Source organism: Microbispora sp. CL1-1 (assembly GCF_012034195.1).
Lineage (GTDB): Bacteria > Actinomycetota > Actinomycetes > Streptosporangiales > Streptosporangiaceae > Microbispora.
Genome location: NZ_JAATEK010000006.1, coordinates 1 through 25005, shown reverse-complemented (window position 1 = coordinate 25005; position 25005 = coordinate 1). Strand labels below are relative to the sequence as shown.

Below are 25005 nucleotides of genomic sequence, written 5' to 3'. Positions count from 1 at the left end.
TGGTCTCCTTCGCGGGTTGGGTTACGGGAGGGGCTGAGCTGGCTTCTGCGGTTCCGGGGATACCGAGACATGAGAGGGGGCACTTGCGGGCGTCTGCGTGGCGTACAGCCCCGCGCACGGGGTGTTGGGGGCGAACAGGGTCCGGGCGGCCTCCCACGGGCCGACCCGGGCGGTCTCCACCGCCAGCCGCTCCAGCACGATCGCCTCGTCCGCAGCCCTCGCGCGGAACCCGGACTCGAACGCGGTCACAAGGGCGGGATCCGGCCGGTACGAGGTCGGCGCCACCTCACGCGCCTCCGAGGCCAGCTCCGCCACCGGCCCCGGGTCGGCCTGCCGGTCGCCGTGCATGTCACGCAACACCCGGGCAGCGAAATCGATCGGGTTCACGCCGCCACCCCCGAAACGCCGGCGCGGGCCAGCAGCAGGCGAAGGGCGTACGCCGCCTGGGCTGGCACGACCCCGTTACCGAGAGCCTTGAGCTGCGCATTACGCGCCAAGCCGGGGACGTCCGTCACCCAGCCGGCGGGCAGGCCTTGCATCCACTCGACGAAGCGCGGGCTCAGGCGCTCGCCGTTGCGTCCGGGCTCGGTGGGTCGAGGGACGGGGCGGCCGGTGAGCTGCTCCCATCGGCGGATCGCGGGCTCGTACTGTCCCCAGTTGACGTCTCCCGGAAGATCACCTGCGACAGCGGCGGCCGGAAGCCATCTGTCGCCCGTCGGCCCGGCGTCCCCGTGTCCGAGGCTCTCGGCGTCGGAAGCAGCTTCTGCACCGCGATGCCCAGCGGCATGCCCATCCCGTTGCCGTTGATCCCCCGAGCCTTCTGCGTCTCCCTCCGGGTCTCCCAGTTCGACAGGCTCTCCCCGTCGTTGAAGTTCCCGGCCGCCGGCGTCGGCAGGAACGCCATCACCGCTGAGGGCAGCATCAGGTCGCCTGACGAGCCTCGTTGGTTCGGCCCCCCCTTCGTACCGTCCGTCGCCCGTGGCGTCGGCAACAGCGTGACCGCCGTCCGCAGATCCGGGCCGCCCGTCCCATGCGCGCCCGCCCCGTTCGTGTCCGTCGCCCGTGGCGTCGGCAACAGCGTGACCGCCGTCCGCAGATCCGGGCCGCCCGTCCCATGCGCGCCCGCCCCGTTCGTGTCCGTCGCCCGTGGCGTCGGCGAGCCAAGCGACGATGAACACCCGCTCCCGGCGGTGGGGGGCGCCTGCGTCGGAAGCTCGTACAGTCCGCCAGGACCCCACGTAGCCGAGCGCGGCCAGTCCCTGAATGACACGGGCCATAGCGTCCCCGCCGTTTGCAGACAGCAGCCCAAGGACGTTTTCGAACACGAGCAGCCGGGGGCGTGTGACCATTCGGCCAAGAGCCGAGCAGATGTCGTCGAAGAGCCATCGGTCATCGGTGACGCCCTTTCGCTGGCCGGCCGCAGACACGGGCTGGCAGGGGAAACCCCCGGTGAAGATGTCGACCGGTTCGACCTGCGACCAGTCGACGGTGGTGATGTCGCCCAGGTTGGGCAGGTGCGGGTAGCGGTGGGCGAGGATCTGGTTCGCGCCGGGGTCGATGTCGGCGACCCAGGCGAGTTCGCCGCCGCACACCTGGTGGACGGCCATGTCCAGGCCGCCGTAGCCGGTGCAGATGCTGCCGATGCGCAGGGTCATGCCGCCACCGCCTCGTGTGCGCCCGCGTCCGCAGCCCACCCGGAGCCGCACCGGCACACCCACTCACCAGGAGCAGCAGGAGGGAACACACCAAGGCACTCGGGGTTCGGGCAGACGTTCATGCCGCCCTCCGCTTCCGGGTCTTCGGTCGCTTCGCCTCAGCGGCGGCCTCAACAAGGGAGTCGACGGCGAACGACCACGCTTCGAGCACGTCCTCGGTCGTCAGAGACGCCGGGGCGTCCGGGTCGCGTAGCTCCGACAGGTCAGCCGCGATCATCAGCGTCGGGCCGTCCTTCGTCGGGAGCTGGTAGACGCGCATGCCGAGCATGGCGAGCGGCTCAACGAGGCGGGGCAGCAGTGCGGCGGGCATGACCACCTGCACGGGCTGGTCGGGTCGCGCGGTCATTAGGACGCCTCCCGGAGGGAGGTACGAGACACCCGGGAACCACCAGCAGACGCAGCGCCCTCCAACAGGGCGTCCCAGTCCGTGTGCTGAAGCCACGACTTGCCCATCAGGCGGGCCGTGGTCGCGGCGAGGCCGGGCCAGGTGCGGACCTGAGCAACCGGCACGTCGTACGAGGCGCCGCCGTCGTCCGGGGCGCACGCGGTGTGCCGGGCCTGCCACGTCGGGCGGACGGGGCGGCCCATCAACGACTCGATCGACAGCACCTGGGCGTCGGGGTCGGGCTGCGCGGACCACAGGTCCCGCACCTTGGCGAGTTCCACGTACAGGAACCCGTCGCCGTCCTCGATCGGCCGGCGGCAGGCGTCGCAGATCACTTCAAGCTTTTCCTCGGTCATGGGGACTCCTTCGGAGAGGGGGGGATGGGGGGTTAGGCGCTGGCTTCCTCGACGGGGAAGCCGCCGTCCCAGACGGCCTGCCACGGCCACGGGGAGGAGCGCTGCAAGCGGTGGGGCCAGGCGCGTTCGTCGCGGTCGCCTCGGAACCGCTCGACGAACACCTGGGTTGGGTTGTTCGGGTCTTTGCGGAGGGCCAGGCCGAACTCGGGCCAGCGCTGCCACACACCGGACCCGAGAGGGCGGAGAGACCGCTGCCCGGACTGCTCCATCGGGGCGTGAGTCTCCAGCCACAGGGCGACGCCGTGTCGCTGCCGGAACCCGTCGAGGACGCGGGCGACCTGCCCGTTGATCGTCTCGGCCTTCTCCCCCGATTCGAGGAACGCCTTGTACAGCGGGCCCATCGCCACGAAGTCCGGGCGGACCTGCTCGATGACGCGGTCCACGAGGTACTGGTCGTGCGGTTTGCGCAGGTCGATCCCGCCTGGGATGGTCCAGCGCCAGCAGCGGTCGTCGTCCCATCCGGCGGCGTTCCGGCCGAGGCTCACGAGGTGGCGGGCCTTGCGGCGGATCAGGGCGGGCGGGTTCTCCAGGTCGAGGTACAGCGTCCGGAACGGGGGGATGCGGGTGCCCCACGAGAACGGGTGCAGCCCGGCGGCGCCCATCACGGTGATCTGTCGCGCCCACGTGGTCTTCCCAGCGCCTTCGGACGCTACGACGATCACGCGGTCCATCCGCTCCAGCACGCCGGGGATCAGCCAGTCGTGGTCTTCGTCGGTCTCGTCCACGAACGAGCCCATCGTGGACAGCCCGGCCACCTCGCCGTCGTCGCCAGTGCGGCGGAGCAAGCTCAGGGAATCCTCGGCGGCCTGGACCAGGTCCTCGGGGGTGGTGTCCGCCTCGTAGGCCATCTCGCCCAGGCGGGAGAATTCCAGCGCGGCGAGCCGCTTCGACCCGAGCATCCGGACGCGGTTGACGTAGAACCCGGCGTTGGCAGCGGTCGGCACCACGGCCGACAGGTCGTGCAGGAGCATCGCTTTCTTGCCGGCCGGGTCGAGCTTGCCGATGCGCTCCAGCTCGGCGCGCACCGACACGACGTCGATCGGTTCGCCGCGGCGGCGCAGATCCGCGATCGCGATGAAGATTTCCTGGTGGACGGGGCGGTAGAAGTCGTCGGCGCCGAGGTGCCCGAGGGCGACAGCTACGGCGTTCGGCGAGATCAGGCACGCGCCGAGGACGCACTGTTCGGCCTCGATGTCGTGCGGCAGGGCCCGGAAGTCGTCGGTCATCGGTGGTTGAACTCCCTCGGTGCGACCTCCTGCACGGCGTCCCACCGCCAGTGGTCGTCATTGCTCGTGGCGGTCTCGTCGTTCCAGCGCTCCCCGTTTAGCCACGTCGTGGGGTGCGGGGTGTACTCGATGCCCCGGGCCTGCCGCATCGGGTTGTCCCGGAACCGCTCAGCCGCGGCGACGATCGCCTGCGGGTCGGCGCGCTTGACGGCTTTGACCCAGGCGGCGCGGGCGTGGCCCTTGTCGACCTTGCGGGGGTAGGCCTTCCAGAACGCGACGAAGGCGGGGTCCTGGTCGCTGCCGGGCTGGAAGGTGGGTTTCTTCTGGGCGGCTTCGAGGTGGATCAAGACTCCGTCGCCGGAGGCGTCGGCCTCAGCCGGGGCGGCGGGATCGTTGCCGGGTTCTACCGAAGTACGGTCTTTAACTTCTTCACCTACAACAGCAACAACAACGGAGGGTTGGCCTATGGGTTCGCCCGAGGGTTGCTGGAAGGGTTCCGCCAAGGGTTCGCCAGGGGTTCCGGGAACCGTTCCGGGAAGGGTTGGGCTAACCCTTACGGGAACCATTGGCCTAAGGGTTTCGATAACCCTTCCGATCGACTCCCGCATCTCGTCGGCCTTCTTGCCAGATAGGCCAGCGACCGGCAGCCGGGCGAACTCCTCGGCGAGCGTCGCCCGGATCGCCTGAGACCTGACCATCGAGGCGTCCCGGATGATGCTCTTCAGGACGTTGGGGATCTTCCAGGCGTCGTCCCACTTGATGTATGTGCGGACAAGGATCTCGTCGTGCTCGTGATCGACCACCACGTAGCGGCGCTCGTGCAGCACGGCGAGGTCCGCCTTCAGTTCGGGCGCGGTGAAGTCGACAGCGCAGCCGGTCAGACGCCGATCCGTCGTGGTGACGACGCCCGCGAAGGTGAGTTCCGGCTGACTGATCAGCGTGAAGTACAGCCACTGCTGATTGCGTGTCAGCGAGCGGAAGTCGGCGTCTGCCCAGATCCGGTTGTAGATCTTGGCGAAGCTTCCGGCCACGGTGCGTGCTCCAAATGGTTCAGACGTTGAAGGGGACGGCCCGGCTGGTAAGGGGCGGGGTGGGGCTCAGCGGTCCCCGCTGGCCAGGTCGAACTCGTCGTCAAACAGCGACGGAGTCGACACCTGCCGCTCCGCCAACCGAAGGTTGGTCACCGCGGTCCGCCAGTACGACGGCTTGAGCTCGCACCCCACGAAACGACGGCCCTGCATGACGGAGACGTAGCCCTCGGACCCGATGCCGGCGAAGGGAGACAGCACGAGCTCGCCGGGGCTCGACCACAGGCGGACGCACCGTTCGATCAGGTCGAGTTGCAGGGGGCAGATGTGTCGCTCGTCGGCGTCTTCCTTGGCGACCCTGGTGTTCAGGGTGTTCGTCTCTCGGATGCCGTACCAGGCGGGGCGGGGCAGGATCAGCCCGAGGTCCTCCATCGCCTGCATCGCCTCGACGTCGCCGCATCCGGGCCAGATCGGGCGAGCCCACTGAATCCACTCGTCGTTGGACACGTCGGTCTTAACGGGCGTCTGGTTGTCGCCAGGGGCGCGGAACATCAGCAGGTAGTCGGCGAGGGCGGGCCGCAGACCCGCGGCGTCGCGGTCCTTGGTGACGAACATCAGGGCGTGCGCCTTGGTGCGGATGGCCTGCGCCTGCGGGTCCTTGTCGATGGTGACCTCGCCGTGGAAGATCCAGCCTGCCTCTTCGTGCGCGCGGATCACCTCGCCGCGGAAGTCGGTCAGGCCGATCACCCCGTGCAGGGCCTTCTGCAGGGCGATCTGCTGTACGTGGACGATGGACAGGCGGCCTGGTCGGGTGACCCTGAGCTGTTCGCGGATGATGAAGCTGTAGTGCTCGAAGAACTCGCCCCGGTCCCGGGAGTTGGACAGGTCCCGCGGCGAGGGCGAGTAGTTGTAGAGCTGGGCGAACGGCGGGGAGCACACCGACAGGTCCACGGTGTGGTCGGCGATCTCGGCGAGGCGCTCGCAGGAGTCGCCCAGCATGAGGCGCCAGCCGTCGCCGGTGGCGTCGTCGGTGATGTATCCGGCGTCGATGTCCAGGGTCATGGGGTACTCCTGAAGGGGTTGACGGTGTAGGTACACCCGGCTATGGTGTGGGTACACCCGAAAGAGAGGGAACCGAGATGGCCAAGTTCGTGATCCGGACCACCGACCAGGCGTGGATCAACCGGAACGGCGGCGTGGACGCCGGCGACGGCCGGATCGCCGTGCAGGTCCCCGAGGTCGAGCACCTGACGATCTGCGGCAAACCGTGGATTCGCCACCGCTTCGCCGACGTCCCCAAGGACGCCCCCAACGGGTCGCTGCTGTGCCCCGCCGCATGGGTGGCTTGACATGCCAGGGAAGCGCGCCGAAGGCGTCACAGTCCGCAACATCAGCATCGAGGACGACCTTTGGGCGGCGGCCAAGGCCAAGGCCGCGAGCGAGGGCCGATCCCTGTCCGCCGTAATCCGCGAGCTGCTACGCGAGTGGCTTTCCAAGTAGTTCATGCGGCGCCCCACGTGGCGGAGGCCCGCATCTCGGACACGAGGCCGCCGACGATGCCGGCGGCCTCGTTTTCCTTGCGCGCGATGTTGGATGCGATTTGCCCTTCGAGCTGGGACAGCACGATGTGGGCGTGGACGGGCCGGGTCTGCCCGTAGCGGTAGCAGCGGCGAATCGCCTGGTAGTACTGCTCGTAGGAGTCGGACAGGCCGACGAACGCCATGCGGGCGCAGTGCTGCCAGTTGAGGCCGTAGGCGGCGATCCCGGGCTTGGTGATGAGGTACCGGATCTGCCCATCGGCGAAGCCCAGTAGGTGTTCGGCTTTCTCCTCCGGGGTCAGGGACCCGTGGACGTTGACCGCGCCTGGAATCAGTTCTGCGAGGCGGTCAGCTTCGTCGTTCAGGCCGCACCACAACACCCACGGCTCGTCGGGTTCGGCGGCAACCAGCTCCGCGGCGCGGGCACACCGGGCGTCGAGGGTGGCCTTGCGGACCCTGGCCCTGCCACCCACCCCGCCCAGGTCGGTCGCGAACAACTGCCCATCGGGGACGACGTCGACAGGCAACAGGTGCGGCACGATCTCAAGGCCGGGCAGGTCATACCCGTCGTCGCTGTAACCGAGGTCAGACGGCCGGCGGATCGCGATCGCCCATGAGGCCATCCACCGGAACATCGGCCCGCGGGCGTGCCCCTTGGCCCGCCACCCGGACTGGTCGTGCACGAAGTACGTCGACAGCATCTCCCGGCGGGTGGCGGCGCCGAGGAACTCAGCGTGGTTGGCGAGCTCGGCCACGTCGTTCGGGGCCGGCGTTGCCGTGCACGCGAGGCGGCGAGGCACCCCGGCGAACTCGCTGATCATCCGGTCGCGGGTCTTAGAGGTGAAGTCCTTGAGGATGGACGACTCGTCCAGCACGACGGCGCCGAACCCGGCCGGGTCGAAGTGCGGGGTCATCTCGTAGTTGGTGACCCACACCCCCGGGCCGGTCGCGTCCGTGTCGGAGCGGACATAGTGGGCGGTGATGCCGAGTTTGGTGGCCTCCCGCACGGTCTGCTGACATACCGCGAGCGGCGCCACCACAAGGGACCGGTCGGCGGACAGGCGGGCCCATTCGAGTTGCATGAAGGTCTTCCCGAGGCCTGTGTCGGCCCAGATCGCGGCCCGCCCGGTACGCGCGGCCCACGCGACGATGCGGCGCTGCCACTCGTGCAGTGTCGGGTGGACGTCGGTGATGTCGACAGTTGGGCCCGCGGGCCGGTGGGAGCGTTGTTTCCGGGTGAGGAAGTCCGCGTAGACGGTGGTCACCTTGATCCCCTTGTCGTACAGGTGGTCGAACGGTTGCCATCCTAGCCCACATCAGCATGTGGGCACCATGGCTAGTGGGCACATTATGAAGTGGGGGCCCACATGCTAAGGTGGCCACATTAGAGGTGTGATGATGTGGAGGTGACCGAGCAGATGGCAGCCCTCGATGCGGCGTACGCGGAGATCCAGCGCGCCGAGCAGCGTGCGGAAGACATCGTCAACGCGGCCTGGTTGGAGTTCGGCCGCGTCATTCGCCAGATGCGAGCTGACGGTGTGAAGCAGGCGGACATCGCCCGCCACTTCGACTGGGAGCCCGAGCACGTCCGGCGCATCCAGGAGGACGCCGACGTGGTGGACGGGCTCAAGCCCCCGCCGAAGCGCAAGACGCGGCCGGCGCCGCGCTCCGCCGAGTCCTGATGTGTCACCCCCGGGGCCGGTCACCGAGTGACCGGCCCCCTTCGCATGCCCGCTCACGACGCCTCCCCCAGCTCGCCGTCAAGGGCGCGGATCGTCGGGCACGGCCAGCGGACCCCGTACTCGTCGTGTGTGCCGCACGAGGTGCAAACCCTGGCGATGTCCCCGTAGGCGCCGGGGGTGGGGTCGTCGTCCGGGTTGTAGCCCATGCCTTCGGTCGGATGGTGAAGGGCCCGCACAGCCGCGACACGCTCCGCCAAGGTGGGCTTGACGGGGGCGACGGTCTCCCCCATCTGCACGCGGTGCGCCCGATGGGATGCCCGCTGCACACGCACGGCCTGGGTGGGGTCGCTCTCCCACTCGCCGCACTTGCAGCGCAGGACACTGCCCCCGCCGATGAGCTGCCATTGGATGGCGATGTGCATGCGGCGGCCGGTCACGCCGACCACCTCCGGACGGGAATGCCGGCCTTCTCAGCGAGGGCGGCGCAGTGCGTCGCACCCGGTGAGCCGTTGCGGATGAACGCGAGGACCAAGTCAGGGCGGGTCGCAACCATCTCGGCGTTGCGGCGGAACCCCGCCGCCTTCCGGTAGCGGTCCCAGTCCGCGGGGTGCTGCTCGACGGTGATGTTGGCGCCGGCCCGGTTGCGGTCCTCGGCCCAGCGCTGGGCGAGGAAGTCCGCGCCGCGGGAGCAGGCGCCGTGGACGACGACGAGGTCCGGGAACGCGGTGTGGACGGCGTCCAGGGCGTCCCTGAGGGTCTTGCGGTCGTTGGGTGACCGCCAGGTGCGGGACCCGGTCACGAGAACGCGGTAGGGGCTCACAGTGGCCTCCTTTCAGTGGTCACGAGGAGGGGTGCGGACTGGTTAGGACGGGCCAGAGAAGGCATGTCGCGGCGGGTGTGGGATGTCCCAGGGATGAGCCAGGGAACGGGTAGTCGGGGCGGGCCGGTCCGGGTGGGGCTGGCTTGTCGGCGTGGGCCGGGAGGCGCTGGGATGGCTGGTCGGCGAGGACAGGCATGGGGTGGCGAGGTCGGTGACGGCCCGGGTAGGCGAGTCGGCGTGAGTCGGGGCGGGGCGCTGGTGTGCAGGGATGGCATGTCGGTTGGGCTTGAGCGGGGGCGGCAGGAATAGGCATGTCGGGCTGGGCTGGTCTGCGGCGGGGGTGGCATGTCGGCACGTCTCGGCTTGGTTTGGGCTGTCGGCTAGGGCTGGCGCGGGCTGGATAGTCGCCACGGGGTTGGGAGGGATGGGTCCGGTGCGGCTTGTCGGCACATGAGACGTCGGCCGGGGAAGGTGGGTAGGGATCGGTTAGTCGAGCGTGATGGGCTGTCTCGGGGAGACTTGGCTTGTCGGCGGGGCAAGGGTTGAGAAGGCTCGGGTCGTCGGCAGGGCGGGAGTCGTGCCGGTGCGGATAGTCGGCGTGCTGAGGGAAGCCGTGGCCTGGCATGTCGCCGTGGCTAGGCAGGCGGAGGCTTGGCTTGTCGGCGAGCGGCAGGACCGGGCTGGGCCTGTCGGGGCGGCACGGACGGTGCGGAGTCGGTATGTCGGAGGGGCTCGCTGAGGTAGGGCGTGGGATGGACTGTCGGCAAGCGAAGGAAGGGTTGGGCTTGTCGGCGAGGTCGGGCCAGGACGGCGGTGGGGTGGACTGTCGGCGCGAGGCGGAGGCAGGGCTGAACAGGCTCGCGTAGTCGCATGGGCTAGCCGCACGAGCGGCGTCGCAGACGTTCACCAGAACCCTCCGGGTACAGTCAGTTGATGGGAGGGGCCCCAGCCGTGTGCTGGGGCCCTACGCGTTTCAGGAGCGCTCGATCTCGGTGCGCTCGTCGTCGGTGAGGTTTTTGCCGTGGCCCGGCACGTCGCAGATCAGGGCAGCGAGCAGGGCCACGGGCCAGGCGAGGACCATCGACGTCACGAACAGGCCACGGACGAACGCCGGCGTGAACAGCGGCTCCAGCACCTCGGCGAGCGAGCCGACCCGGCCCTGAAGGACCCGGTTGCGGCGCAGCTCAGGCAGGTACCAGGTGGCGTTCGCGGCCCCAGCGAGGCCGTAGAAGCAGCCCCATGCCCAGGCGGGAAGGTCAGGCATTGGCGGCCCCCCCGCGCTCCCACTTGAGAAGCTCGAAGCGTCCGTCGCTGCGCCCCCGGTCGGAGCCGATGCCGATCTGCTCGCCGCTCTGCCAGATGCGGGACCACGCCTGCATGGGGAGGAAGTCGTCCCGCACGAGCAGGGTGAAGTGGAGCTCGGCCCCCTGGACGTACTCGACCCGGTTGATGCTGGAGCGGGGGCCCTGGGGGGTCATGACGTGCTTGATCCGCTCCTCCACCCCCGTCGGCTCCGTCACGCCGAGGCCGATGAACACCTCGTCCACGAACACGCGCTCCGCCAGCGTGCTCATCAGGCCCTTACGGAAGCCCTTCGCGACGTCGCCCTTGCCCGGCCACTCCGTGCCGGGGTAGGCGCTGTTGGCCCACTCCTTGATCGCGGCCTTCATGCACCGGCCCTCGTAGGCGAGTTCCCCAGTGCCGGGGATGCGCTTGAAGCCGTTCACCGAGGGGGCGGCGTCGGTCTCCATCAGAGCGTCGGCCAGCTCGTCCGGGGACGGCTGCCGGTCGGGGAACCGCTCGACCAGGGTCTTGTCGACCATCTCCTGCAGGTCGCGGTCCCCAAGCTCCATGCGGGTCTTCAGCCAGCCCTTGATGACACTGGGGCTGGACGGGATACCACCGACGATCTTGTCGATGACGCGCAGGTGCACGTAGTAGCTCTGGAATTCGTCGGTGGCGCCGAATGCGCCGAACACGTCGAGAGCGCTCATGACGCAACTTCTCCCTTGATGGTGCGGGCGGGGATGGGGTGGACCGTTCCGGCCCTCAGGGCGGCATTCGCGGCCCGCAACTGCTGGTTCTCGGCCTTGACCACGTCGAGGCGTTCCTGCAGTCCCTGCACGTACGCCGCCTGCGTCGGCGGCATGTCCGCCGGCGGGAGGTCCTGCAGTTCGATGCGGGTCTGCCGCACTGCCTGCCGGGCGCGTCCGTAGCGGACGACGGCGTTCTGCACTTCGGCGGCCGTGTTGATGGCGCGGAACAGGTCGAACAACTGCCTGGGCGTCTTGCCGTCGAGCTTCTGGCCGGTGATGGTCTCGATGTCGGCGCGCAGGCTGGCGTCGCTGCGGATCATCGAGACGACGGCCTCGAACTCTTCGGGGGTGAAGCCCTGGGCGGGCTTGGGCTTGCGGGTCATCGGGGGTCCCTCCTTCCGAAGGGCAGTGGTGGGGTGGTTAGGGGCGTAGTCCTCGGGCGGCCAGGAGGCGGAGCGCGGCCGTGACCGCGCCGAGGACGAGAGCGGCTGCGATGGTGGCGATCAGGGCCATTGCCAGTCGCGGGTGAGGTCGTCGGGGTCCTCTCGGAGGGCGTCCCGGAGGATCTGCTCGGTCCGGTCGGGTGGGTAGATCTCGATGCCTTGCTGGGCGTTGATGCGGCGCGCTTTGCGGCGTTCCCACAGCCACACGAGGGTGGAGATCAGCAGGAGGACGCCGACGATGGCGGCGGTCGCCTTGGTTGCGCCCCACGCCCCGTCGTCCCGGAGGTGCTCGTACAGCTCGGCCCCGCTCATGAGGGGCTCCCCTTCCGGTCCCACTTGAGGACCAGCAGCGGCAGCGGGCAGACGTACAGGGCGGCCGGGGCGACATACACGCCGACCCAGATGTCGCGTGGTTCGAGGTAGACCGACAGGCGGCCACGGCGGAGGCGGCTCACGACAGGCTCCCCGCGGGGCTGAGAGCCACACTGACGGGCGGAAGAGCGGCAGCCAACGCCCGGAGCCGGTCCGCCTCCTTGTCGTGCCCACACTCGGCGTAGCACGCGATGTGGTACTCCTCCTGCAACTCGGCGGCGAGGAGCAGCTCCTCCCGGGTCGCCGTCACGACGGGCTCCCCACGAGCGAGGGCGTCTCGTCCAGCGCCTTCCGGGTCGGGCACGGCCAGCACTCGGAGTGGTCGTGGTTGTCCACGCACTCCTCCGTCTGACTGTCGCCGGGGGCACAGCACTCGTGGCAGATCGAGTACTGGTAGCCGCTGCGGCACACGACCTCGCCGTCGGACAGGGTGACCGTCGCGGCTTCGTCCTCGTGCTCCCGGCAGCCGCAGATGTCGTAGATGTCGAACCGCCAGTGCATGTCCCGGGCGCGGGCGACGACGGTGCGGAGCCGCTCGACCTCGGCCAGCAGCTCGAAAACGGTCGCGGCGCCCATCACGCCGCCGGAAAAGTCCCGGCGGATCTCGGCGAGGCGCTCGTCAGACAGAGGGGCGGTCATCGTGTGCTCCTGTGGGTTCGGGTCTTCGCGGGCACCACACGCGGTGCCGGGGCGGGGTGCTCGGCCAGCCAGTCGTCGTAAGCGGCCCGCACCGTGACGGGTTCGCGGGACCAGTCGAGGCAGTCGGTGGGGTGCAGGTCGGCCTGCGTGTGCCGGGCCATCACGCCGCCCCCTCGCTCTGCGCGTAGGGGTGCTCCCGGTGCTGCTGCGAGGCGGCGGCGTGCGCCTCCGCCTCAACCGGCAACTCCCCCTCGTCGTCGGCCAGGTCCACGGCGGGGAGCAGGGACACCACCCCACCCAGACGGGCCGCGCGCACCTGCTGCTCCGCCTGCATGTCGGCGATGAGGACGTCCAGGGCGGCGGCCTCCGCCATGTGGCGGGCCCGCTCCGCCTCCAGGGCGGCGATGGTCTTCTCGTCGGTCTGGTAGCGGGAGGTCAGCCAGCGGCGGGCGGGGTCGGTCAGCGGGGCGGGGGTGAAGGTGGGGTGTTCGAGGACGGTGGTGTTCATGTCGCGCCTTTCGCGGGGGTGGTTCCTTGATCGGGTGGTGCGGGGGTGGCTGCCCCCGGGGAGGGAGCAGCCGGGGAAGGTCAAAACGGCGGTTCGGCGGAGAGCTCGACCCAGGGGTGCAGGGCGATGGCCCTCGTCCAGGCCCGCCCGGTGGTGCCGTTGTCGGCCCACCTCAGCGCCTCGTCCGCGTCGCCGGTGTGCCACACCTGGGTGCAGTCGTCGGGGTGCTTCTTGCCGCCGACGGCGCAGGCGTACTCATCGCGCGTGGGTAGGGCCTGCCACCACTCAATCTCGGCGCGGGCCTCCCGCAGCTCGGCCAGCAGGCCGGGCACGGCGTCAAGGAGGTACGTCTGGGCCTGGGGCCCATTGCCCTCCTCACCGTCTCGGCGGTAGACGTCGTGCGCGATCTGGAGCTTGTCCAGGTCGAGCGGCTGCGGCTCCGGCGGCTCCTCGCAGTGGCACCCGTTGGCGACGTGCTCACTCATCGGTGGTCTCCTCTTCGGTGGGGCGGAAGGTTTGGGGGTCGGTGACGCACTCGGCGCCGGAGGGGTGGGTGTGGTGGCACCAGCCGCACGGGCCGCCGGACATGTCCTCCACGGGGGTCACGCCGGGGTCCTCTGCTGCCAGCCGGCGACGAGCTCGCACCCGCACGGACCGCAGCGCTTGCACGCGGTGCAGCCGGGGCAGGCCGCCGACGCGGGGTGGGCGCCGCACTCGGCGAGGTCCTCCCACGACGGGATCAGCCAGCCCTCACGGGTCGCCTCTGCCGGGTGGGCGTGCACATGGTTGTGGCAGTCGCGGCACAGGCACACGCACTCGCGGCGGTCGGTGATGTCCGCCCCGCGGGATCGCATGCGGGGTTCGTGGACATCGGTGGACCGGGCCATGTGGCACCGCTCGCACACTGGCCGCTCGGCGAGCAGCTCGGCGACCAGGCCGCGGCGGATGCGGTACTTGGCCTCCTGCTTCTTCGACCGGGCCCGCAGCGGGGTCCGCTTGAGCGGGGTGCCGCCCGTGAGGGGCGTAGAACGCTCCAGACGGGCGTACCGGCGCAGAGGCTTCCCGGGCTTCACGGAGTCACCCCCGACCCCGCAAGCGCCATCTCAGCCCGCGCCGTGGACTGAATCGTCCGGCCCACGTCGATACGCGCGTGCAGGGCCTTGATGTGCTCCCGCTGCAACCGGACCACCGCGACCGCCTTGCCCCACACCCGGAACAGGTCGTCGGTCTGCGCGGTCGCGATCTGCTTACGGTCCTCCACCGGACCCTCGGCCTCGCGAAACGCCTTGGAGTAGGCCACCTTGTAGTCGGCCTCGGCGTCCACGGCTTCGAGTTCGGCCTTGCCGAGTTCCTCGACGGCCTTGTCCAGCTCCCGGGAGAGCTGCCCAAGCTGGCGGACCACGGTCAGGGTGGCGTTCACTGCCGGCCACCCCGCTTACCGTTCGCGGCGGGCGGCTCAGGCTGCTTCGCCCACTGGTCGAACAGGTCGGCGTCCTTGGTCCGGTCCGCCGGGGCCGACTCGGTGACGTCCTTCACGAGCTTGTTGTGCTCCCGCATCTGCTGCGGGGTCATGGTGCCGACCGCTTCGAGCTGCTCCGGGGTGGCCTTCGACCGGCTGATCGAGCCGTCCTTGTTACGGGGCAGGCCGTCCGGCGCTTCCTGCCCCCGGCGGTGGATCAGGTGCCCGAGGCTGATCTGGTCGCCGTGCTCGTCCACCACCGCCGTCTGGATGTGGCCGGCGCGGGACACCTCGGCGTACAGGCGGCGCAGGTCGTCCTTCGTGGCGTTGAGGTTCAGCGCCCGGTCCCGGTAGTCCTCCGGAGTGGCGAGTGCCGACCGCTCGTAGGACTGGGCGTCCGGTTCGAGGTCGAGCGTGCGGAGGTTCAACACCTGGATCAGAGCGGTGCGCCACGCCACGGCCATCGCCTTGGATGCCGCCTTGTCTCCGGAGTCCATCGCCTCGCCGGGCACCCGGGCGTCCACGTAGGACGTGCCGTCCGGGCCGTAGAAGCGGTAGGTGACCTCCACCCGGACGTGGCCCATCAGGGTGCGGTTCTTACCGACCTCGACGGTGTCATAGGTGCTGGACTCCAGGACCGGCATGACGACCACGCCGATCCGGTCGAGGTGGGGGCCGACCGCGTTGACGACGGACTCGACGCCGCGGAAGGCGAATCCCTGCTGGGTGTTGCGGTCCTTCTTGGCGACGGCGCCGACGGCTCGTTTGACCTTGGCGAGCGCTTGGACGGCGTTCATGGGGGTGTCGGTCATCGGGTCCTCCCGAACAGCAGCGAGTACGTCAACTCGTCCACCCGCTCCTGCGCGATCTCCCACGCGGCCTCAGACGGGTCCCAGCCGGTCAGCTCGTCACACACCGCGGACCAGTGGACGGTGCCGTCGCCGACGCCGTTACGGAGCCGCACGGCCTCGGCGAGGTCCTCGAACAGGGCCCAGATCGCCTCTTCGGCCCGGTCGTGGTGGGCGAAGTGGTACAGCTCGGTCTCGTCGCTGGTGGTCCAGTCCTCGTTGAGGTAGCGGACGGCGAGGTCTTCGAGGCGTTCGGCGGCGGTGGTCTCGATCTGCAGGGCTGTCACAGCGCACCCCCGACCGGGGTGATCGACTCGATGCGGACCCCGGACAGGACCCGCTCGTCGTCGTCGCGAGTCAGGGTGTACGCCGCCCCCAACGTCCCCGCAGTGGGGCCGTGGACGGTCCACGCGCCGTGACAGTCGCTCTTCGACCCGTGGTAGGTGACCTGGTCGCCGGTCGTGGCGTACGCCTCGCACGCGCGAAGGGCGGCGAGGATCGCCTGGTTCAGGTCCCGCTCCAGCTCCCGGCCCTCCACGCAGCCGCGGGACGGGTACGGAGTGCAGGAGCGGCAGGTGCGGGCGTGCGCCGCGAGCGCCTGGTACGCGGTGTGGGCGGTCTCGCGGGCGGCGATGGCTGCGGTGCGGGGGTTGGTGGTCGTCGCGGTCATCGGGTCTCCCCCGAGGACGCGGCGGGCTCAGACACAAGGGCGGCCAGCGGACCTGCCAGCGACGGCACACCCGGAGCGACCTCACACACCTGCTCCGACTCCGCGTAGAAGCTGATGCAGGTTTCCCCGAACCACGCCTTCAGGCCCGAGTGCTTGCCGTTGATGTCGGCCTCGATCCGGGCTCCGGTCGCGCTGGCGCGGTTCGCGTACTCCGCGATGACCGTGACCGGGTCAGGCTCCAGGTTGAGGCAGACCAGGACGGCGTCCCGGTAGCAGGTCGCCCTGCTGGCGATGTCCCGGTTGTGGTCGAGGAAGTCCGCGATCAGGGCCCAGGAGCGCATGGTGGCGCGCGCCTTCTCGATCATCTCTGCGGCACGGTCGCTCATCGGGTCACCGCCTCGGCGTACCGGGCTCGCGTCCGCTCAACCCGCTCCATCGCGGTGATGAACGCGTCCTCGTCCCTGCCGAGCAGCTCCATCAGCATCGACCGCGCCTCAGCGGGCGTCAGGGTCGTGACGAACGCGAGGGCGTCGTCCGTGGACAGGTCGAACAGGGGTTTGCTGGTGGTCGGCTCGGGCAATGAGATGATGCTCAAAGTCCCGGCTCCTTCCTCAGTCGAATGGGTGATGTTGAGCTGGGTCACGCGGGCCTGACCGGTGCGACGGTTGGGCCCGCCGTCGTCCTCAGCGGGACGAGCGGGAGCAGGTGCAGCCCTGCGTGATCAGATGCGGGCGGCCCTGGGAACACACGAACGTCGTCTCCAGCACCGCAGGCGGGGCAGCCTCAGAAGGCGACGAGGCGGTCATGCCGCGTCCCGGCGGACTTCGACACCGCGGGCGAGCCGGCGGAGGGTGGCGAGCTGCCGCTCCGAAGGCGGTGGGGCCTGGGCGAGGACGCGGGCGGCGAAGGCGTCGAGTTCGGCCTTGCGGGCGGCTGCGCGTTCCTCGGGGGTGAGGTGGCGGCGGGGGGATGGAGTTGTTACCTTCCCGTGATCATGATTGATCGTTTGGGCGGCCATCAGGCACACTCGCGTACGTCTTCGCTGGCCGGTGTCAGGAGATCGTCAATGGTGCAGTTGAGTGCGCTGGCGAGGATCGTGAGCCGTCGCGCGTTGGGGTGGTACTCGCCGTTCTCGTACCGGCAGAGCAGGCTCACGGCGATGCGGTCTCCGGCCTTCTCGGTGCGGTCGGACAGGTCCCTCAAGCGGAGGCCCTGGCGCTCGCGGACTGTGCGGGCCTTTCCGCCGTCGAACGGGAGGCTGAGTCTTCGTCTGCTAGGCATGAACGCAACTTAGCGAAACCAGAGCAGATGCGCAACCTTGCGCAACCGATATATCGACCTTACCGGGAGGCAGGACGTGACGATCGCGACACTGATGGAGACCGAACAGCAATGTTGCGGTATGTTGCGCACATCGGAGCGCAACCACAGACCGGAGACCACCGTGGAGACCACCACGCCACTCGACGCGACGATGAACGCCCGCCGCATCGAGCTCGGGCTGTCGTGGGACGAGATCGCGGCTAAGGCCGGGGTCTCCACCGCGTTCCTACGGGAGTACCGCAAAGGCCGTAAAGGCGCACGCGACCTCACCCGCGCCCTGCTCGAAGACGCCCTCAAGTGGAAGCGCGGCAGCCTCGACGCGCTCGCCGCCGGCGGCCAGCCCGAACCCGCCGATGAGATCCCGACGATCGGGGAGCTGCTCGTTCAGCACGGCGTCGCGACCGAGGACGAGCTGACCGACCTGGAGGACCACCGCGACGCCAAGGTGATGGAGGTCCTCGCCGCCGACGACATGACCCCCCAGGCCGCGGCGGACTTCCTGAAGCTGTACATGCTGCTGCGGCGCAAGGCGTTCGGGCGCGCCTGACCACCCGCGCATACGAAGAAGCCCCGGCGAACGGCCGGGGCTTCTTCGTGAGGGTGTTGATCGCTCAACGGGTCATTCGGAACGGTCCAGTGTCAGTCAGCCGGAACCGGTCGGCCACGTGGTCGGCGTGCTCCATAGTGGCCCCCACCTGCGCCCGCAGCAGCGTCTCCATCGCCGCCTCAAGGGTGCGCTTACACAGCCGGTCGCCCAGCTCATCGAGCGCCTGCCGGGTGTCCGCCCTGCTGGCGGCGAACTCCGCCGCCAGCACGGTCTTGATGCGGGCTGTGTGTCGTCGGATGGCCACGACGACGGAGGGGAGGCAGGCGGCGATGCACAGCAGGATCGTGGCGTCCTCGTTGAACAGGTCCGCAGGATGGATGCCGTCAACGACGAGCGCTCCCCAGGCTGTGACAGCGACTGCGGTCAGGATCCAGTTGATGAAACGCGACATTGCGTACCTATGGCCTCTCTAGAGTCCTGAGCTGCTGTCTTGCCCGCCCCGCCCCGGACAAGTGGACCTGTACTTTACGTCTCAACCATCGCCGCCAAAAGGGACGTTGGATCAAGTATTTCGCGATCACGTCGGGATGGGCCGGAAGTTTTCGGCGGAGGGCGAATAAGTGGTTACGGTCCGCGCAGGTTGCAGCATGCAAAGGTTACGTTTCTCCCGGTATGCCCGGAACGTTCCAGGTGACAGGACCGTAACCTTGGCGACACCCGCAAGCCGAGGAACCACAGGTCACCGCAACTACGTCTAACTCCGCCAGGTCAAACGCAGCGACTCCTCATCCGTGTATGAATGCCGGCCCTTCCCCACCGGGAGGATCTCGATCCGCTCGAACAGCTCCATCAGCAGCTCACGCCGCTGCGAGAGCGTCCACGACGCCCACAACCGCTCCGCGTCCTCACGGTTCCCCACCCGAGCCACCACCGCCATCGACTGCCCACGCAGGCGGCGTGCCCGCGTCTCCAATGCCTCCACCTCGGCCAGGATCCGCGCCTCCACCCGCGCCAGCCCAGCCGCCGACAGCGCCCCTTCCGCAGCCTGGTCATAGAACGCGTCCAGACGGGCCCTCGCAGCCGCGATCTCGTCCTGGATGCCCTGCAACTCCTCCCCCGCCTCGTCGGGCCGTGACAGGGCTTCCAGGGGCTCCGGCTGTGCCATCCACGCGACGGCGACCCGTTCGATCGCCTCATCGACCCGTTGCTCATTGCGCACCACGTGCGCCCCCCGCGACCCGTCATTGGTCCGCGGCCGGCAGACGTACTGCGGGCTGCGCCTGTAGTCGCTCTTGTACAAGATGCGCACCGGGCCGCCGCACACCCCGCACACCGCCAGCCCCGATGCCAGATGCTTCACGCTGAAGTCCCGGCGATTCGACCTCGCCGGGTCCGTGAGTTTCCCCGCGCAGGTGAAAAACACCTCATCCGACAGGATCCGCGGATGCCACACCGGGGAATCCACCAGTTCCCCATGGTGGACACGTTTCCCGATGTAGGCGGGTTTCTTCAGCAGCGCCCGGATCTGCGACCCCGTCCACCTTCCCCCACCCCACGCGGGCACACCACGCCGGTTCAGGTCGATCTCCAGCCCGTGCAGTGTCTCCCCAGCGGCGATCCTGTTCCCGAGCTCCTGCACCACGCCCGCCCGCGTGTACGCGCTGAGCAGCAACCACGCCCGCCCGGTGACGCAGGCCGGGCCGATCGCCGGCCTCGGCACATCGTCCACGACCTGCGCCACGAGGTGCCCCGTGCGGTCGTCGTAGATCCGCCGGAACCCGAACGGGACCTTCCCGTGCGGGCGCCCCTCCACGGCGTTGCCGCGCATCGCCCGCCGGATCCGCTCCGACGCCCGCTCACTTTCGTAGGCGTTGTCGACGCCGTCTTCGGCCAGGACCCGCCAGTCCCGCGCCACCCGCATGTCGTAGGTGCGGTTATGCCTGGTCACGTGGACGAACACGCCGAGGGTGCGGCAGGTGTCGAGGAACGCCATCCACTGCGACGGCTTCCTGTCCCCTCGGGACGACTCCCACAGGATCACCACATCGCAGGTGCGGGCTTCGAGGTCGGCGAGGAACCGATCCCAGTCCGGGCGGTCCTTCTTCGAGAACCGCGACGCGGAGATGTTGTTGTCGACGTACTCGCCGACCAGCCGCCAGCCGTGCTCGTCGTTCGCGGCGAGGTTCTCCGCATGCTGCTCGCGGACGCTCTTGCGTTGGCGGCGGTCCTTGCTGGCCCGGTCGTAGATGACCGATCGTAAGACGGGGGTTGTCATGCCCAGCAGAGTACGCCGCTGGTGTGTCTAACGGACATTGACTCTGGTCATCGTGCTGGTGTTGGCCAGCGCGCGGGCGATCCCGAAGTCGATGACGCGCGGCCCGTCCGGCCCGATCAAGACGTTCTGCGGCTTGAAGTCCCGGTGGACCACCCCGGCGTCGTGCAGGGCGACCAGGGCGGTGGCGGTGCCGATGGCGAGCCGTTCGAGCGCGCCGCCCGACAGGGGCCCCCGCGCGGCCACCACCTGGCTCAGCGGCGGCCCGTCGACGTACTCGCTCACGATGTACGGCCGGCTGCCGTCCATGCCGGACTCCAGCACCTGGGCCGTGCAGAACCGGGCGACCCGGCGGGCGAGCTCCGCCTCGCGGGTGAAGTCGGTGCGGGCGGCGTCCTGGCCGAGCCGTGCGTGGAAGAGCTTGACCGCGACGAGGTCGCCGGACTCCGCCTCGCCGAGATAGACGACGCCCTGCCCTCCTTCGCCGATCCTGCCGGTGATGCGGAAGGAACCCAGGCGTGCGGGATCGCTCGGCTCCAGCGGCTGCGGCATGACTCTCCGGGGGTCGGGGGCACGTACGCGCCTCCAGTATCCCGCCGGAGATCGACCACATGACCGCCTTGGCCCGACCGCGGCCGGTGCCCGGCGCGTCGTTCCCGGAATCCGTGGAGGGCGCGGCGCCGGAACCACGCCCTCCACGGGGCACGCTACGAGGAACTACGGCCCTCCAGGCCGGCGACCGCGATCGTGCCGGAGGTGCCGCGCAGGCCGAAGCCGTAGCGGAAGCCCTCGCGGGCCTGCGGGGTGGCGAGCGTGCCGCCGATGTCCGCCGTACGCAGCGGACGCCACTGGCCGCCGGTGTAGGCGAAGGAGGTGATGGTGTCACCGGACAGCGCCAGCGCGAACCGGTCGCCGGGCTTGAGGGTCAGCGGGGCGTCGCCGGGCGTGTCGAGGAACCGGCCGCCGACCCGCACGTTGATGCCCGACTGCTTGCGGGTGTTGTTGTACCAGGCGGTCACGTAGGTGCCGGCGTCCTTCACCCAGCCGACGAACACGCTGTCCTCCGGGCTGCCGGTGCCGGCGAACTCCCCCGCCGTCACCACGCTGATCGCGTCGGCCGACGAGAGCGCCGCCGGACCGGCCGCCAGGCCGAAGAACGGCTGGGCGCCGCCGCCCGCGAACCGGCCGCCGCCGACGGTGACCGCCGGAAGGGCCTCGCCGCCCTCGGGCTTGTAGAGCGTGTAGCCCGCCGAGGTGTCGGCGGCGAAGTCGTCGTCGGCCTCCACCTTCCCGTAGGCGTCCGGGTCGAGCCCCACGGTCACCTGGGCGTACGGGCTCACGGCCCGCGCCGATCCGTCGAACTCGACGGCCGCGCGCACCGGGTGGGCGCCGGGGCTCGGCGCGGTCCCGGCGGGCGGCGCGACCCGCCAGCGTACGGCGAACTCGCCGCCCGGCCGCACCACGTGGGCCTTCGGGCTGCCGACCGGCTCGGCCGACCAGCCCGGGGGCACGGCCAGCGACGCCGTGACCCGGGTGGCGGGCGTGCGTCCCCGGTTGACGAAGGTGGTGGTCACCTCGGCGGGGTCGCCGGAACGCGCCTGCCCGGAGACGGTCACGTCCACCATGGCGTCGCCCGCGGCGGGCGACCACGCCTGCAGCTCGGTGACGCCGACGTACGCGCCCGGCGGGTTGCCGAACACCAGCCGGATCCTGGTCGTTGTCAGGGCCGGGAACGTGACGCGGTTCAGCGCGGCACCCGCGGGCCGCTCCGGCGTGCGGGTCTGGCCCGGCACCTCGCGCCACGCCGCGCCGTCCCAGAACTCCAGCCGGTACGACGCGGGGGCCTTCACGCCGCCTCCGTCGTCGTAGGCGTAGAACCGCACGTCGCTCACCCGGGTCGGCACGCCGAAGTCCACGCCGAGGTGGTCTTCGGCGTTCGGCGAGCGGTAGTTGGTCCACCGGTTGTGCGGGACGTCGTCGTAGTAGATCCGCCCGTCCACGGCGTCCCAAACGTTGTCGATGCCGTTGGTGTACGACGCGAACGGCTTGGGATAGCCGGTGCCGTACGGGTTGGCGGCGTCGTCGGACGGCCGCGAGGAGCGGTCGGGCGTCACGGCGGCCGGCACCCGGGCGGTCAGCTCGCCGACCGTGGCCCGCTTGGCGGCCTGCCTGCCGTCCACGTAGACGCGCATGCCCGCGCCCTGGCCATACCTGCTGCCGTCGCGGTCCCACAGCACGGTCACGTTGTGGCCGTGGTAGGGCACGTTCTCCAGCGCGAAGTAGTCCCACCCGGCCGGCGCGAGCGGCTTCAGCACGACCGTGCCGCCCGGCTGCGGACGCAGCCCGATCAGGCCGCTGATCACCAGGTCGTCGAAGGTCGAGTGGTTGTAGTGCTCACTGTGGCCCGCGGCGTCGTAGATCCAGCGCGGCTCGTCGGGGTGGTGCGCCTCGGCGACGTACGGGTGCCCGTCCTTGAACTGGGTGAGCGCGTAGCCGCGCAGCACCGTGTAGTAGTCGGCGGCGGTGACCACGTGCTGGTCGTAGTCGTCGAGCAGGTTGGCCATCGCGGTGAGCGTGGTCGAGGTGGAGTAGGGCCAGCTCGGCCCGTCCCAGCGGCAGCAGCCGTTCAGCGCGTCGCGCATGAACAGCGGGCTGCGCCGTTCGGCGGTGGTCGGCCCGTACGGCGCGGCGAACCCCTGCGGGTCGAGCAGCTGCGCCCACGCCTTCTCCGTGCCGGGCCTGGCCATGTCGAACGCCCACGGGACGAAACCGATCTCCTCGCGGGTGGACACCAGCCGCTCCTGGGGGTCCAGGTCGGCGCGGGCCTTGTGGTAGAAGAATGACCGCTTCGGGTCCCACAGATAGCGGTGCAGCGCGTCCTGCAGCGACGCCGCCCGCTGTTCGAACGTCTTGGCCAGCGCCTTGTCGCCGCTCAAGGTGGCGATGGCGGCGATCGCCTTGGCGTCGCCGTACTGGTAGGCGTTCAGCGTCGGCCGGTAGCCCGCGCCGCCGTGGTAGGGATCGGCCGGGTCGGTCTCGTAGGACGAGGCGGTGAACTCCATCGCGTCCCACACCGGCACCGACCAGTAGAGGCCCAGCTTCTTGTCGTACTGGCCGCCCCACTTGTCGTACTGCCGCACCAGGTCGGGCAGCAGCCCCTTGACGAAGGACGCGTCGCCGGTGACCAGATAGCGCTGGTAGGCGGCGTCGGCCGCCCACCAGGCGTACTGGTGCGCCCAGTCGTCGGTGTCCTTGTTGAGGTACTCCTCCTTCGGCTTGGGGCCGGCGCCCGGTCCCTGCAGCCAGTAGGTGAGGTAGTCGTCGATCGGGCGGGTGTCGCGCAGCCAGCGCCCCTCGTACACGTGGTGACCGGCGGCGGCGACGATGCCGCCGAGCGGGGCGGAGTATCCGGGCGGGTTGTGGAACTCGGTGATCACGTTACCGGTCGCGGAGTCGGTGTAGCGGATGTGCCGCTTGTAGGTGCTCCAGCGGTAGTAGTAGACGTCCTGGATCTCCCGGTCGGGCACCTCCAGAAACGGGATGTTGGCCTTGTACCACTCCGGCTCGGCGTACCCCGACACGAGCGCGTCGTGGTCCAGGAAGGCGGTGCCCCTGCCGACCTCCGGGTACGCCGCGGGCGGCGCGGGGGCGTGGGCGGCCTCGGCCGGGGCGGGGATCAGGGCGGTCGGCGCGGCCAGCGCCGCGAGCGTCGCGAGCATCGCGACGGCGTGTCTCATGGTCACCTCGGGCGTTCTCGGCAATCTCAGGAGGGGTGACGGCAGGCGAAACGCTCAGGTTCGGTCGCGTTGCACGATGGTACGCGACCGAATCTGATCGATAGCGCTCAGTCTTGACCAGTTATGGACGAAACGCAATAGCTCTTCGCGGGAGCGCCGCCACCGTCCGGGGGACCGAAACGCCCGCGGGCTGAGAAACTGCGGGCATGAGTCACAGCCATGACGAGGACCCCGCATGCGCGGCGGCCCACGGCGACGCGCCGCCGGAGGAGACGGAGCGGCGGACGCTGGTCGCGGTGTTCGCGTCTCCGGTGGCCGATCACCTGCTGCGGTTCGGCGTGGAGCTGGGCTTCCGGCCGATCCTGCTGGAGCCCGACCCGGATCGCGGGCTCGGCGGCCTTCCGGCGGGCTCGGTCGAGGTGGTGAGAGAGGCAGGCGGCCATCTGGACGGCACGGCCGACGTGGTCGTCACCGACCATCACCGCGCGGAGATCGGGCCGATACTGCGTGACGTCCTCCGCGGCCCCGCGCGCTGGATCGGCATCATGGGCAGCCCCCGTCACGAGGGTCCGCACGTGCGGGCGCTGACCGAGCTGGGCGTCCCGCCCGAGGAGATCGCCCGCGTGCACCGCCCGATAGGGCTCAACATCGGCTCGCGTACGCCCGCGGAGATCGCGGTGGCCACGCTCGCCGGCCTGATCGCCGACAGGAACGGCAGGCCCGGCGGCTTCGCGCACTGACGTCCCGCCCGCCAGACGAGCCGCCCGGCATGCGGAGGGGCACCCCCGCTGGTGGCGGGGGTGCCCCAGGCGCTCCTCCTGGTCAGGAGCGCGTCATGGTGTCACCGGTCAGGGTCACCGGTCAGGAGGCGCTGCACGTCAGCGTCGGTGTCTCCGGGCTGCCGTTGGCGGTGAACCCGAAGGTGGTGCTGCCGTTGGCGGGCACGGTGCCGTTCCACGACTCGTTGCGGACGGAGACCGAGGAGCCGGAGCCGGACGTGAGGCCGCCCCACAGCTGGGTGATGGACGGGGAGCCGGACCAGCTCCAGTTCACCGTCCAGCCGCTGATCGCCGCGTTGCCGGCGCGGACCGTGACCTCGGACTGGAAGCCACCGGGCCAGCTGTTGACCGTACGTATCGTCGCGCTGCACCCGTTGCCCGGCTGCGGGCTCGGACTCGGACTCGGGCTCGGGCTGACCGGCGGAGTGGGGCTCGGGCTCGGGCTGACCGGCGGGGTCGGGCTCGGGCTGACCGGGGGCGTCGGGCTCGGGCTCGGGCTGACGGGCGGGGTGGGGCTGGGCGAGGTGTTGGGTGCGGCGTTGTTGAGGGCGTTGAGGACCGT

39 protein-coding genes are annotated in these 25005 nt (G+C 70.1%); 5 read left to right on the top strand and 34 right to left on the bottom strand.

The genetic code is table 11. The features are described 5' to 3' along the window. Positions 1-21: 21 nt before the first annotated feature. From HCK04_RS09425 to HCK04_RS09395, 7 genes are all read right to left on the bottom strand, one after another. Entirely contained in the window at positions 22-387 is a 366-nt protein-coding gene (locus HCK04_RS09425) for a hypothetical protein (RefSeq protein WP_142646794.1), read from the bottom strand. Beyond that, entirely contained in the window at positions 384-1655 is a 1272-nt protein-coding gene (gene dcm, locus HCK04_RS09420) for a DNA (cytosine-5-)-methyltransferase (RefSeq protein ID WP_142646793.1), read from the bottom strand. The genes HCK04_RS09425 and dcm overlap by 4 nt, the downstream gene beginning before the upstream one ends. 118 nt (positions 1656-1773) lie before the next feature. Further along, positions 1774-2061: a hypothetical protein gene (locus HCK04_RS09415; protein WP_142646792.1), complete on the bottom strand. Its 288-nt coding sequence runs from the start codon at positions 2059-2061 to the stop codon at positions 1774-1776. Then, on the bottom strand, positions 2061-2456 hold the full coding sequence (locus tag HCK04_RS09410) for a hypothetical protein (protein ID WP_142646791.1): 396 nt from the start codon (positions 2454-2456) through the stop codon (positions 2061-2063). Before HCK04_RS09410 ends, HCK04_RS09415 begins: the two co-directional genes overlap by 1 nt. Before the next feature lie 32 nt (positions 2457-2488). Then, positions 2489-3742, bottom strand: coding sequence for a DnaB-like helicase N-terminal domain-containing protein (locus HCK04_RS09405; RefSeq protein ID WP_142646790.1), 1254 nt, complete (start codon positions 3740-3742; stop codon positions 2489-2491). Continuing rightward, positions 3739-4773, bottom strand: coding sequence for a hypothetical protein (locus HCK04_RS09400; protein ID WP_142646789.1), 1035 nt, complete (start codon positions 4771-4773; stop codon positions 3739-3741). The genes HCK04_RS09405 and HCK04_RS09400 overlap by 4 nt, the downstream gene beginning before the upstream one ends. A gap of 66 nt (positions 4774-4839) precedes the next feature. Further along, a complete protein-coding gene (locus tag HCK04_RS09395; protein ID WP_142646788.1) occupies positions 4840-5832 on the bottom strand; it encodes a DNA methyltransferase in 993 nt (330 codons plus the stop codon). 77 nt (positions 5833-5909) lie between these two features. Here HCK04_RS09395 and HCK04_RS09390 point away from each other — a divergent pair, with 77 nt between their 5' ends. Then, positions 5910-6119: a hypothetical protein gene (locus HCK04_RS09390; protein WP_142646787.1), complete on the top strand. Its 210-nt coding sequence runs from the start codon at positions 5910-5912 to the stop codon at positions 6117-6119. 1 nt (position 6120) lies between these two features. Then, positions 6121-6270 carry a ribbon-helix-helix protein, CopG family gene (locus HCK04_RS09385; protein ID WP_142646786.1) on the top strand — a complete coding sequence of 50 codons (150 nt, stop codon included), beginning with the start codon at positions 6121-6123 and terminating at the stop codon, positions 6268-6270. Between the two features lies 1 nt (position 6271). Here the strand turns inward: HCK04_RS09385 and HCK04_RS44120 are convergent, their stop codons facing one another. Beyond that, positions 6272-7573, bottom strand: coding sequence for a DEAD/DEAH box helicase (locus HCK04_RS44120; protein ID WP_205830052.1), 1302 nt, complete (start codon positions 7571-7573; stop codon positions 6272-6274). Positions 7574-7714: 141 nt separating this feature from the next. On the opposite strand from HCK04_RS44120, the gene HCK04_RS09375 reads away from it, so the two are divergent. Beyond that, the gene (locus tag HCK04_RS09375) at positions 7715-7990 is read left to right on the top strand and encodes a hypothetical protein (RefSeq protein ID WP_142646785.1); all 276 of its coding nucleotides are present in this window, start codon (positions 7715-7717) and stop codon (positions 7988-7990) included. 53 nt (positions 7991-8043) lie between these two features. Here HCK04_RS09375 and HCK04_RS09370 read toward each other — a convergent pair whose 3' ends face one another. The 21 genes from HCK04_RS09370 to HCK04_RS09275 form a co-directional block, all read right to left on the bottom strand. Further along, complete coding sequence (locus tag HCK04_RS09370; protein WP_142646784.1) at positions 8044-8427, bottom strand: hypothetical protein; 384 nt, start codon at positions 8425-8427, stop codon at positions 8044-8046. Continuing rightward, positions 8424-8810: a DUF2493 domain-containing protein gene (locus tag HCK04_RS09365; RefSeq protein WP_142646783.1), complete on the bottom strand. Its 387-nt coding sequence runs from the start codon at positions 8808-8810 to the stop codon at positions 8424-8426. Before HCK04_RS09365 ends, HCK04_RS09370 begins: the two co-directional genes overlap by 4 nt. A 973-nt stretch (positions 8811-9783) precedes the next feature. Beyond that, positions 9784-10074, bottom strand: coding sequence for a hypothetical protein (locus HCK04_RS09360; protein WP_142646782.1), 291 nt, complete (start codon positions 10072-10074; stop codon positions 9784-9786). Beyond that, positions 10067-10804, bottom strand: a complete 738-nt coding sequence (locus tag HCK04_RS09355) for a hypothetical protein (protein ID WP_142646781.1) — start codon at positions 10802-10804, stop codon at positions 10067-10069. Before HCK04_RS09355 ends, HCK04_RS09360 begins: the two co-directional genes overlap by 8 nt. Beyond that, complete coding sequence (locus tag HCK04_RS09350; RefSeq protein WP_142646780.1) at positions 10801-11229, bottom strand: hypothetical protein; 429 nt, start codon at positions 11227-11229, stop codon at positions 10801-10803. The genes HCK04_RS09355 and HCK04_RS09350 overlap by 4 nt, the downstream gene beginning before the upstream one ends. 120 nt (positions 11230-11349) lie before the next feature. Further along, complete coding sequence (locus HCK04_RS09345) at positions 11350-11601, bottom strand: hypothetical protein (RefSeq protein WP_142646779.1); 252 nt, start codon at positions 11599-11601, stop codon at positions 11350-11352. After that, a complete protein-coding gene (locus HCK04_RS09340) occupies positions 11598-11744 on the bottom strand; it encodes a hypothetical protein (RefSeq protein WP_168065772.1) in 147 nt (48 codons plus the stop codon). Before HCK04_RS09340 ends, HCK04_RS09345 begins: the two co-directional genes overlap by 4 nt. Next, positions 11741-11911, bottom strand: a complete 171-nt coding sequence (locus tag HCK04_RS09335; protein ID WP_168065770.1) for a hypothetical protein — start codon at positions 11909-11911, stop codon at positions 11741-11743. Before HCK04_RS09335 ends, HCK04_RS09340 begins: the two co-directional genes overlap by 4 nt. Then, on the bottom strand, positions 11908-12300 hold the full coding sequence (locus HCK04_RS09330) for a hypothetical protein (protein WP_142646778.1): 393 nt from the start codon (positions 12298-12300) through the stop codon (positions 11908-11910). Before HCK04_RS09330 ends, HCK04_RS09335 begins: the two co-directional genes overlap by 4 nt. Then, positions 12297-12461 carry a hypothetical protein gene (locus HCK04_RS09325; protein WP_168065768.1) on the bottom strand — a complete coding sequence of 55 codons (165 nt, stop codon included), beginning with the start codon at positions 12459-12461 and terminating at the stop codon, positions 12297-12299. The genes HCK04_RS09330 and HCK04_RS09325 overlap by 4 nt, the downstream gene beginning before the upstream one ends. Continuing rightward, a complete protein-coding gene (locus tag HCK04_RS09320) occupies positions 12461-12808 on the bottom strand; it encodes a hypothetical protein (RefSeq protein ID WP_142646777.1) in 348 nt (115 codons plus the stop codon). The genes HCK04_RS09325 and HCK04_RS09320 overlap by 1 nt, the downstream gene beginning before the upstream one ends. A gap of 80 nt (positions 12809-12888) precedes the next feature. Beyond that, positions 12889-13293, bottom strand: coding sequence for a hypothetical protein (locus HCK04_RS09315; protein WP_142646776.1), 405 nt, complete (start codon positions 13291-13293; stop codon positions 12889-12891). Further along, positions 13286-13414, bottom strand: a complete 129-nt coding sequence (locus HCK04_RS43470; protein ID WP_260617176.1) for a hypothetical protein — start codon at positions 13412-13414, stop codon at positions 13286-13288. The genes HCK04_RS09315 and HCK04_RS43470 overlap by 8 nt, the downstream gene beginning before the upstream one ends. Then, complete coding sequence (locus tag HCK04_RS09310; protein WP_142646775.1) at positions 13411-13881, bottom strand: hypothetical protein; 471 nt, start codon at positions 13879-13881, stop codon at positions 13411-13413. The genes HCK04_RS43470 and HCK04_RS09310 overlap by 4 nt, the downstream gene beginning before the upstream one ends. Continuing rightward, a complete protein-coding gene (locus tag HCK04_RS09305) occupies positions 13878-14228 on the bottom strand; it encodes a hypothetical protein (protein ID WP_142646774.1) in 351 nt (116 codons plus the stop codon). The genes HCK04_RS09310 and HCK04_RS09305 overlap by 4 nt, the downstream gene beginning before the upstream one ends. After that, the gene (locus HCK04_RS09300; protein WP_142646773.1) at positions 14225-15079 is read right to left on the bottom strand and encodes an ERF family protein; all 855 of its coding nucleotides are present in this window, start codon (positions 15077-15079) and stop codon (positions 14225-14227) included. Before HCK04_RS09300 ends, HCK04_RS09305 begins: the two co-directional genes overlap by 4 nt. Next, positions 15076-15402, bottom strand: coding sequence for a hypothetical protein (locus HCK04_RS09295; protein WP_142646772.1), 327 nt, complete (start codon positions 15400-15402; stop codon positions 15076-15078). Before HCK04_RS09295 ends, HCK04_RS09300 begins: the two co-directional genes overlap by 4 nt. Further along, a complete protein-coding gene (locus HCK04_RS09290; protein ID WP_142646771.1) occupies positions 15399-15785 on the bottom strand; it encodes a hypothetical protein in 387 nt (128 codons plus the stop codon). Before HCK04_RS09290 ends, HCK04_RS09295 begins: the two co-directional genes overlap by 4 nt. Beyond that, the gene (locus HCK04_RS09285; RefSeq protein ID WP_142646770.1) at positions 15782-16171 is read right to left on the bottom strand and encodes a hypothetical protein; all 390 of its coding nucleotides are present in this window, start codon (positions 16169-16171) and stop codon (positions 15782-15784) included. Before HCK04_RS09285 ends, HCK04_RS09290 begins: the two co-directional genes overlap by 4 nt. Continuing rightward, the gene (locus tag HCK04_RS09280) at positions 16168-16380 is read right to left on the bottom strand and encodes a hypothetical protein (protein WP_142646769.1); all 213 of its coding nucleotides are present in this window, start codon (positions 16378-16380) and stop codon (positions 16168-16170) included. The genes HCK04_RS09285 and HCK04_RS09280 overlap by 4 nt, the downstream gene beginning before the upstream one ends. A gap of 422 nt (positions 16381-16802) precedes the next feature. Next, on the bottom strand, positions 16803-17066 hold the full coding sequence (locus HCK04_RS09275) for a helix-turn-helix transcriptional regulator (RefSeq protein WP_142646768.1): 264 nt from the start codon (positions 17064-17066) through the stop codon (positions 16803-16805). A gap of 121 nt (positions 17067-17187) precedes the next feature. Here HCK04_RS09275 and HCK04_RS09270 point away from each other — a divergent pair, with 121 nt between their 5' ends. Next, positions 17188-17655 carry a hypothetical protein gene (locus HCK04_RS09270; RefSeq protein WP_142646767.1) on the top strand — a complete coding sequence of 156 codons (468 nt, stop codon included), beginning with the start codon at positions 17188-17190 and terminating at the stop codon, positions 17653-17655. A gap of 64 nt (positions 17656-17719) precedes the next feature. Here the strand turns inward: HCK04_RS09270 and HCK04_RS09265 are convergent, their stop codons facing one another. The 4 genes from HCK04_RS09265 to HCK04_RS09250 all read right to left on the bottom strand — a co-directional run bounded on the left by HCK04_RS09265 (position 17720) and on the right by HCK04_RS09250 (position 23664). Then, positions 17720-18106, bottom strand: a complete 387-nt coding sequence (locus HCK04_RS09265) for a hypothetical protein (protein WP_142646766.1) — start codon at positions 18104-18106, stop codon at positions 17720-17722. Positions 18107-18409: 303 nt separating this feature from the next. After that, positions 18410-19930, bottom strand: a complete 1521-nt coding sequence (locus HCK04_RS09260; protein WP_142646765.1) for a recombinase family protein — start codon at positions 19928-19930, stop codon at positions 18410-18412. A 27-nt stretch (positions 19931-19957) separates the two neighbouring features. Then, positions 19958-20479 (bottom strand): serine/threonine-protein kinase, encoded by a 522-nt coding sequence (locus HCK04_RS09255; protein ID WP_142646764.1) that lies wholly within the window; start codon positions 20477-20479, stop codon positions 19958-19960. Between the two features lie 155 nt (positions 20480-20634). Beyond that, positions 20635-23664: an NEW3 domain-containing protein gene (locus tag HCK04_RS09250; RefSeq protein WP_142646763.1), complete on the bottom strand. Its 3030-nt coding sequence runs from the start codon at positions 23662-23664 to the stop codon at positions 20635-20637. 206 nt (positions 23665-23870) lie between these two features. Between HCK04_RS09250 and HCK04_RS09245 the strand changes: the two genes are divergently transcribed. After that, positions 23871-24404 (top strand): XdhC family protein, encoded by a 534-nt coding sequence (locus HCK04_RS09245; RefSeq protein ID WP_142646762.1) that lies wholly within the window; start codon positions 23871-23873, stop codon positions 24402-24404. Between the two features lie 121 nt (positions 24405-24525). Here the strand turns inward: HCK04_RS09245 and HCK04_RS44115 are convergent, their stop codons facing one another. Next, on the bottom strand, positions 24526-24801 hold the full coding sequence (locus tag HCK04_RS44115) for a cellulose-binding domain-containing protein (protein ID WP_260617193.1): 276 nt from the start codon (positions 24799-24801) through the stop codon (positions 24526-24528). Between the last annotated feature and the right edge of the window lie 204 nt (positions 24802-25005).

Excerpts from the sequence above, each read along its gene's own strand:
- HCK04_RS09275 (WP_142646768.1), bottom strand. The coding sequence starts at position 17,066 with ATGCCTAGCAGACGAAGACTCAGCCTCCCGTTCGACGGCGGAAAGGCC.
- HCK04_RS09345 (WP_142646779.1), bottom strand. The coding sequence starts at position 11,601 with ATGAGCGGGGCCGAGCTGTACGAGCACCTCCGGGACGACGGGGCGTGG.
- HCK04_RS09385 (WP_142646786.1), top strand. The coding sequence starts at position 6,121 with ATGCCAGGGAAGCGCGCCGAAGGCGTCACAGTCCGCAACATCAGCATC.
- HCK04_RS09260 (WP_142646765.1), bottom strand. The coding sequence starts at position 19,930 with ATGACAACCCCCGTCTTACGATCGGTCATCTACGACCGGGCCAGCAAG.
- HCK04_RS09405 (WP_142646790.1), bottom strand. The coding sequence starts at position 3,742 with ATGACCGACGACTTCCGGGCCCTGCCGCACGACATCGAGGCCGAACAG.
- HCK04_RS09285 (WP_142646770.1), bottom strand. The coding sequence starts at position 16,171 with ATGAGCGACCGTGCCGCAGAGATGATCGAGAAGGCGCGCGCCACCATG.
- HCK04_RS09320 (WP_142646777.1), bottom strand. The coding sequence starts at position 12,808 with ATGAACACCACCGTCCTCGAACACCCCACCTTCACCCCCGCCCCGCTG.
- HCK04_RS09410 (WP_142646791.1), bottom strand. The coding sequence starts at position 2,456 with ATGACCGAGGAAAAGCTTGAAGTGATCTGCGACGCCTGCCGCCGGCCG.
- HCK04_RS09355 (WP_142646781.1), bottom strand. The coding sequence starts at position 10,804 with ATGAGCGCTCTCGACGTGTTCGGCGCATTCGGCGCCACCGACGAATTC.
- HCK04_RS09360 (WP_142646782.1), bottom strand. The coding sequence starts at position 10,074 with ATGCCTGACCTTCCCGCCTGGGCATGGGGCTGCTTCTACGGCCTCGCT.
- HCK04_RS09390 (WP_142646787.1), top strand. The coding sequence starts at position 5,910 with ATGGCCAAGTTCGTGATCCGGACCACCGACCAGGCGTGGATCAACCGG.
- HCK04_RS09250 (WP_142646763.1), bottom strand. The coding sequence starts at position 23,664 with ATGAGACACGCCGTCGCGATGCTCGCGACGCTCGCGGCGCTGGCCGCG.
- HCK04_RS09330 (WP_142646778.1), bottom strand. The coding sequence starts at position 12,300 with ATGACCGCCCCTCTGTCTGACGAGCGCCTCGCCGAGATCCGCCGGGAC.
- HCK04_RS09300 (WP_142646773.1), bottom strand. The coding sequence starts at position 15,079 with ATGACCGACACCCCCATGAACGCCGTCCAAGCGCTCGCCAAGGTCAAA.
- HCK04_RS09290 (WP_142646771.1), bottom strand. The coding sequence starts at position 15,785 with ATGACCGCGACGACCACCAACCCCCGCACCGCAGCCATCGCCGCCCGC.
- HCK04_RS09270 (WP_142646767.1), top strand. The coding sequence starts at position 17,188 with ATGTTGCGCACATCGGAGCGCAACCACAGACCGGAGACCACCGTGGAG.
- HCK04_RS09350 (WP_142646780.1), bottom strand. The coding sequence starts at position 11,229 with ATGACCCGCAAGCCCAAGCCCGCCCAGGGCTTCACCCCCGAAGAGTTC.
- HCK04_RS09245 (WP_142646762.1), top strand. The coding sequence starts at position 23,871 with ATGAGTCACAGCCATGACGAGGACCCCGCATGCGCGGCGGCCCACGGC.
- HCK04_RS09255 (WP_142646764.1), bottom strand. The coding sequence starts at position 20,479 with ATGCCGCAGCCGCTGGAGCCGAGCGATCCCGCACGCCTGGGTTCCTTC.
- HCK04_RS09415 (WP_142646792.1), bottom strand. The coding sequence starts at position 2,061 with ATGACCGCGCGACCCGACCAGCCCGTGCAGGTGGTCATGCCCGCCGCA.
- HCK04_RS09325 (WP_168065768.1), bottom strand. The coding sequence starts at position 12,461 with ATGGCCCGGCACACGCAGGCCGACCTGCACCCCACCGACTGCCTCGAC.
- dcm (WP_142646793.1), bottom strand. The coding sequence starts at position 1,655 with ATGACCCTGCGCATCGGCAGCATCTGCACCGGCTACGGCGGCCTGGAC.
- HCK04_RS09265 (WP_142646766.1), bottom strand. The coding sequence starts at position 18,106 with ATGTCGCGTTTCATCAACTGGATCCTGACCGCAGTCGCTGTCACAGCC.
- HCK04_RS09395 (WP_142646788.1), bottom strand. The coding sequence starts at position 5,832 with ATGACCCTGGACATCGACGCCGGATACATCACCGACGACGCCACCGGC.
- HCK04_RS09315 (WP_142646776.1), bottom strand. The coding sequence starts at position 13,293 with ATGAGTGAGCACGTCGCCAACGGGTGCCACTGCGAGGAGCCGCCGGAG.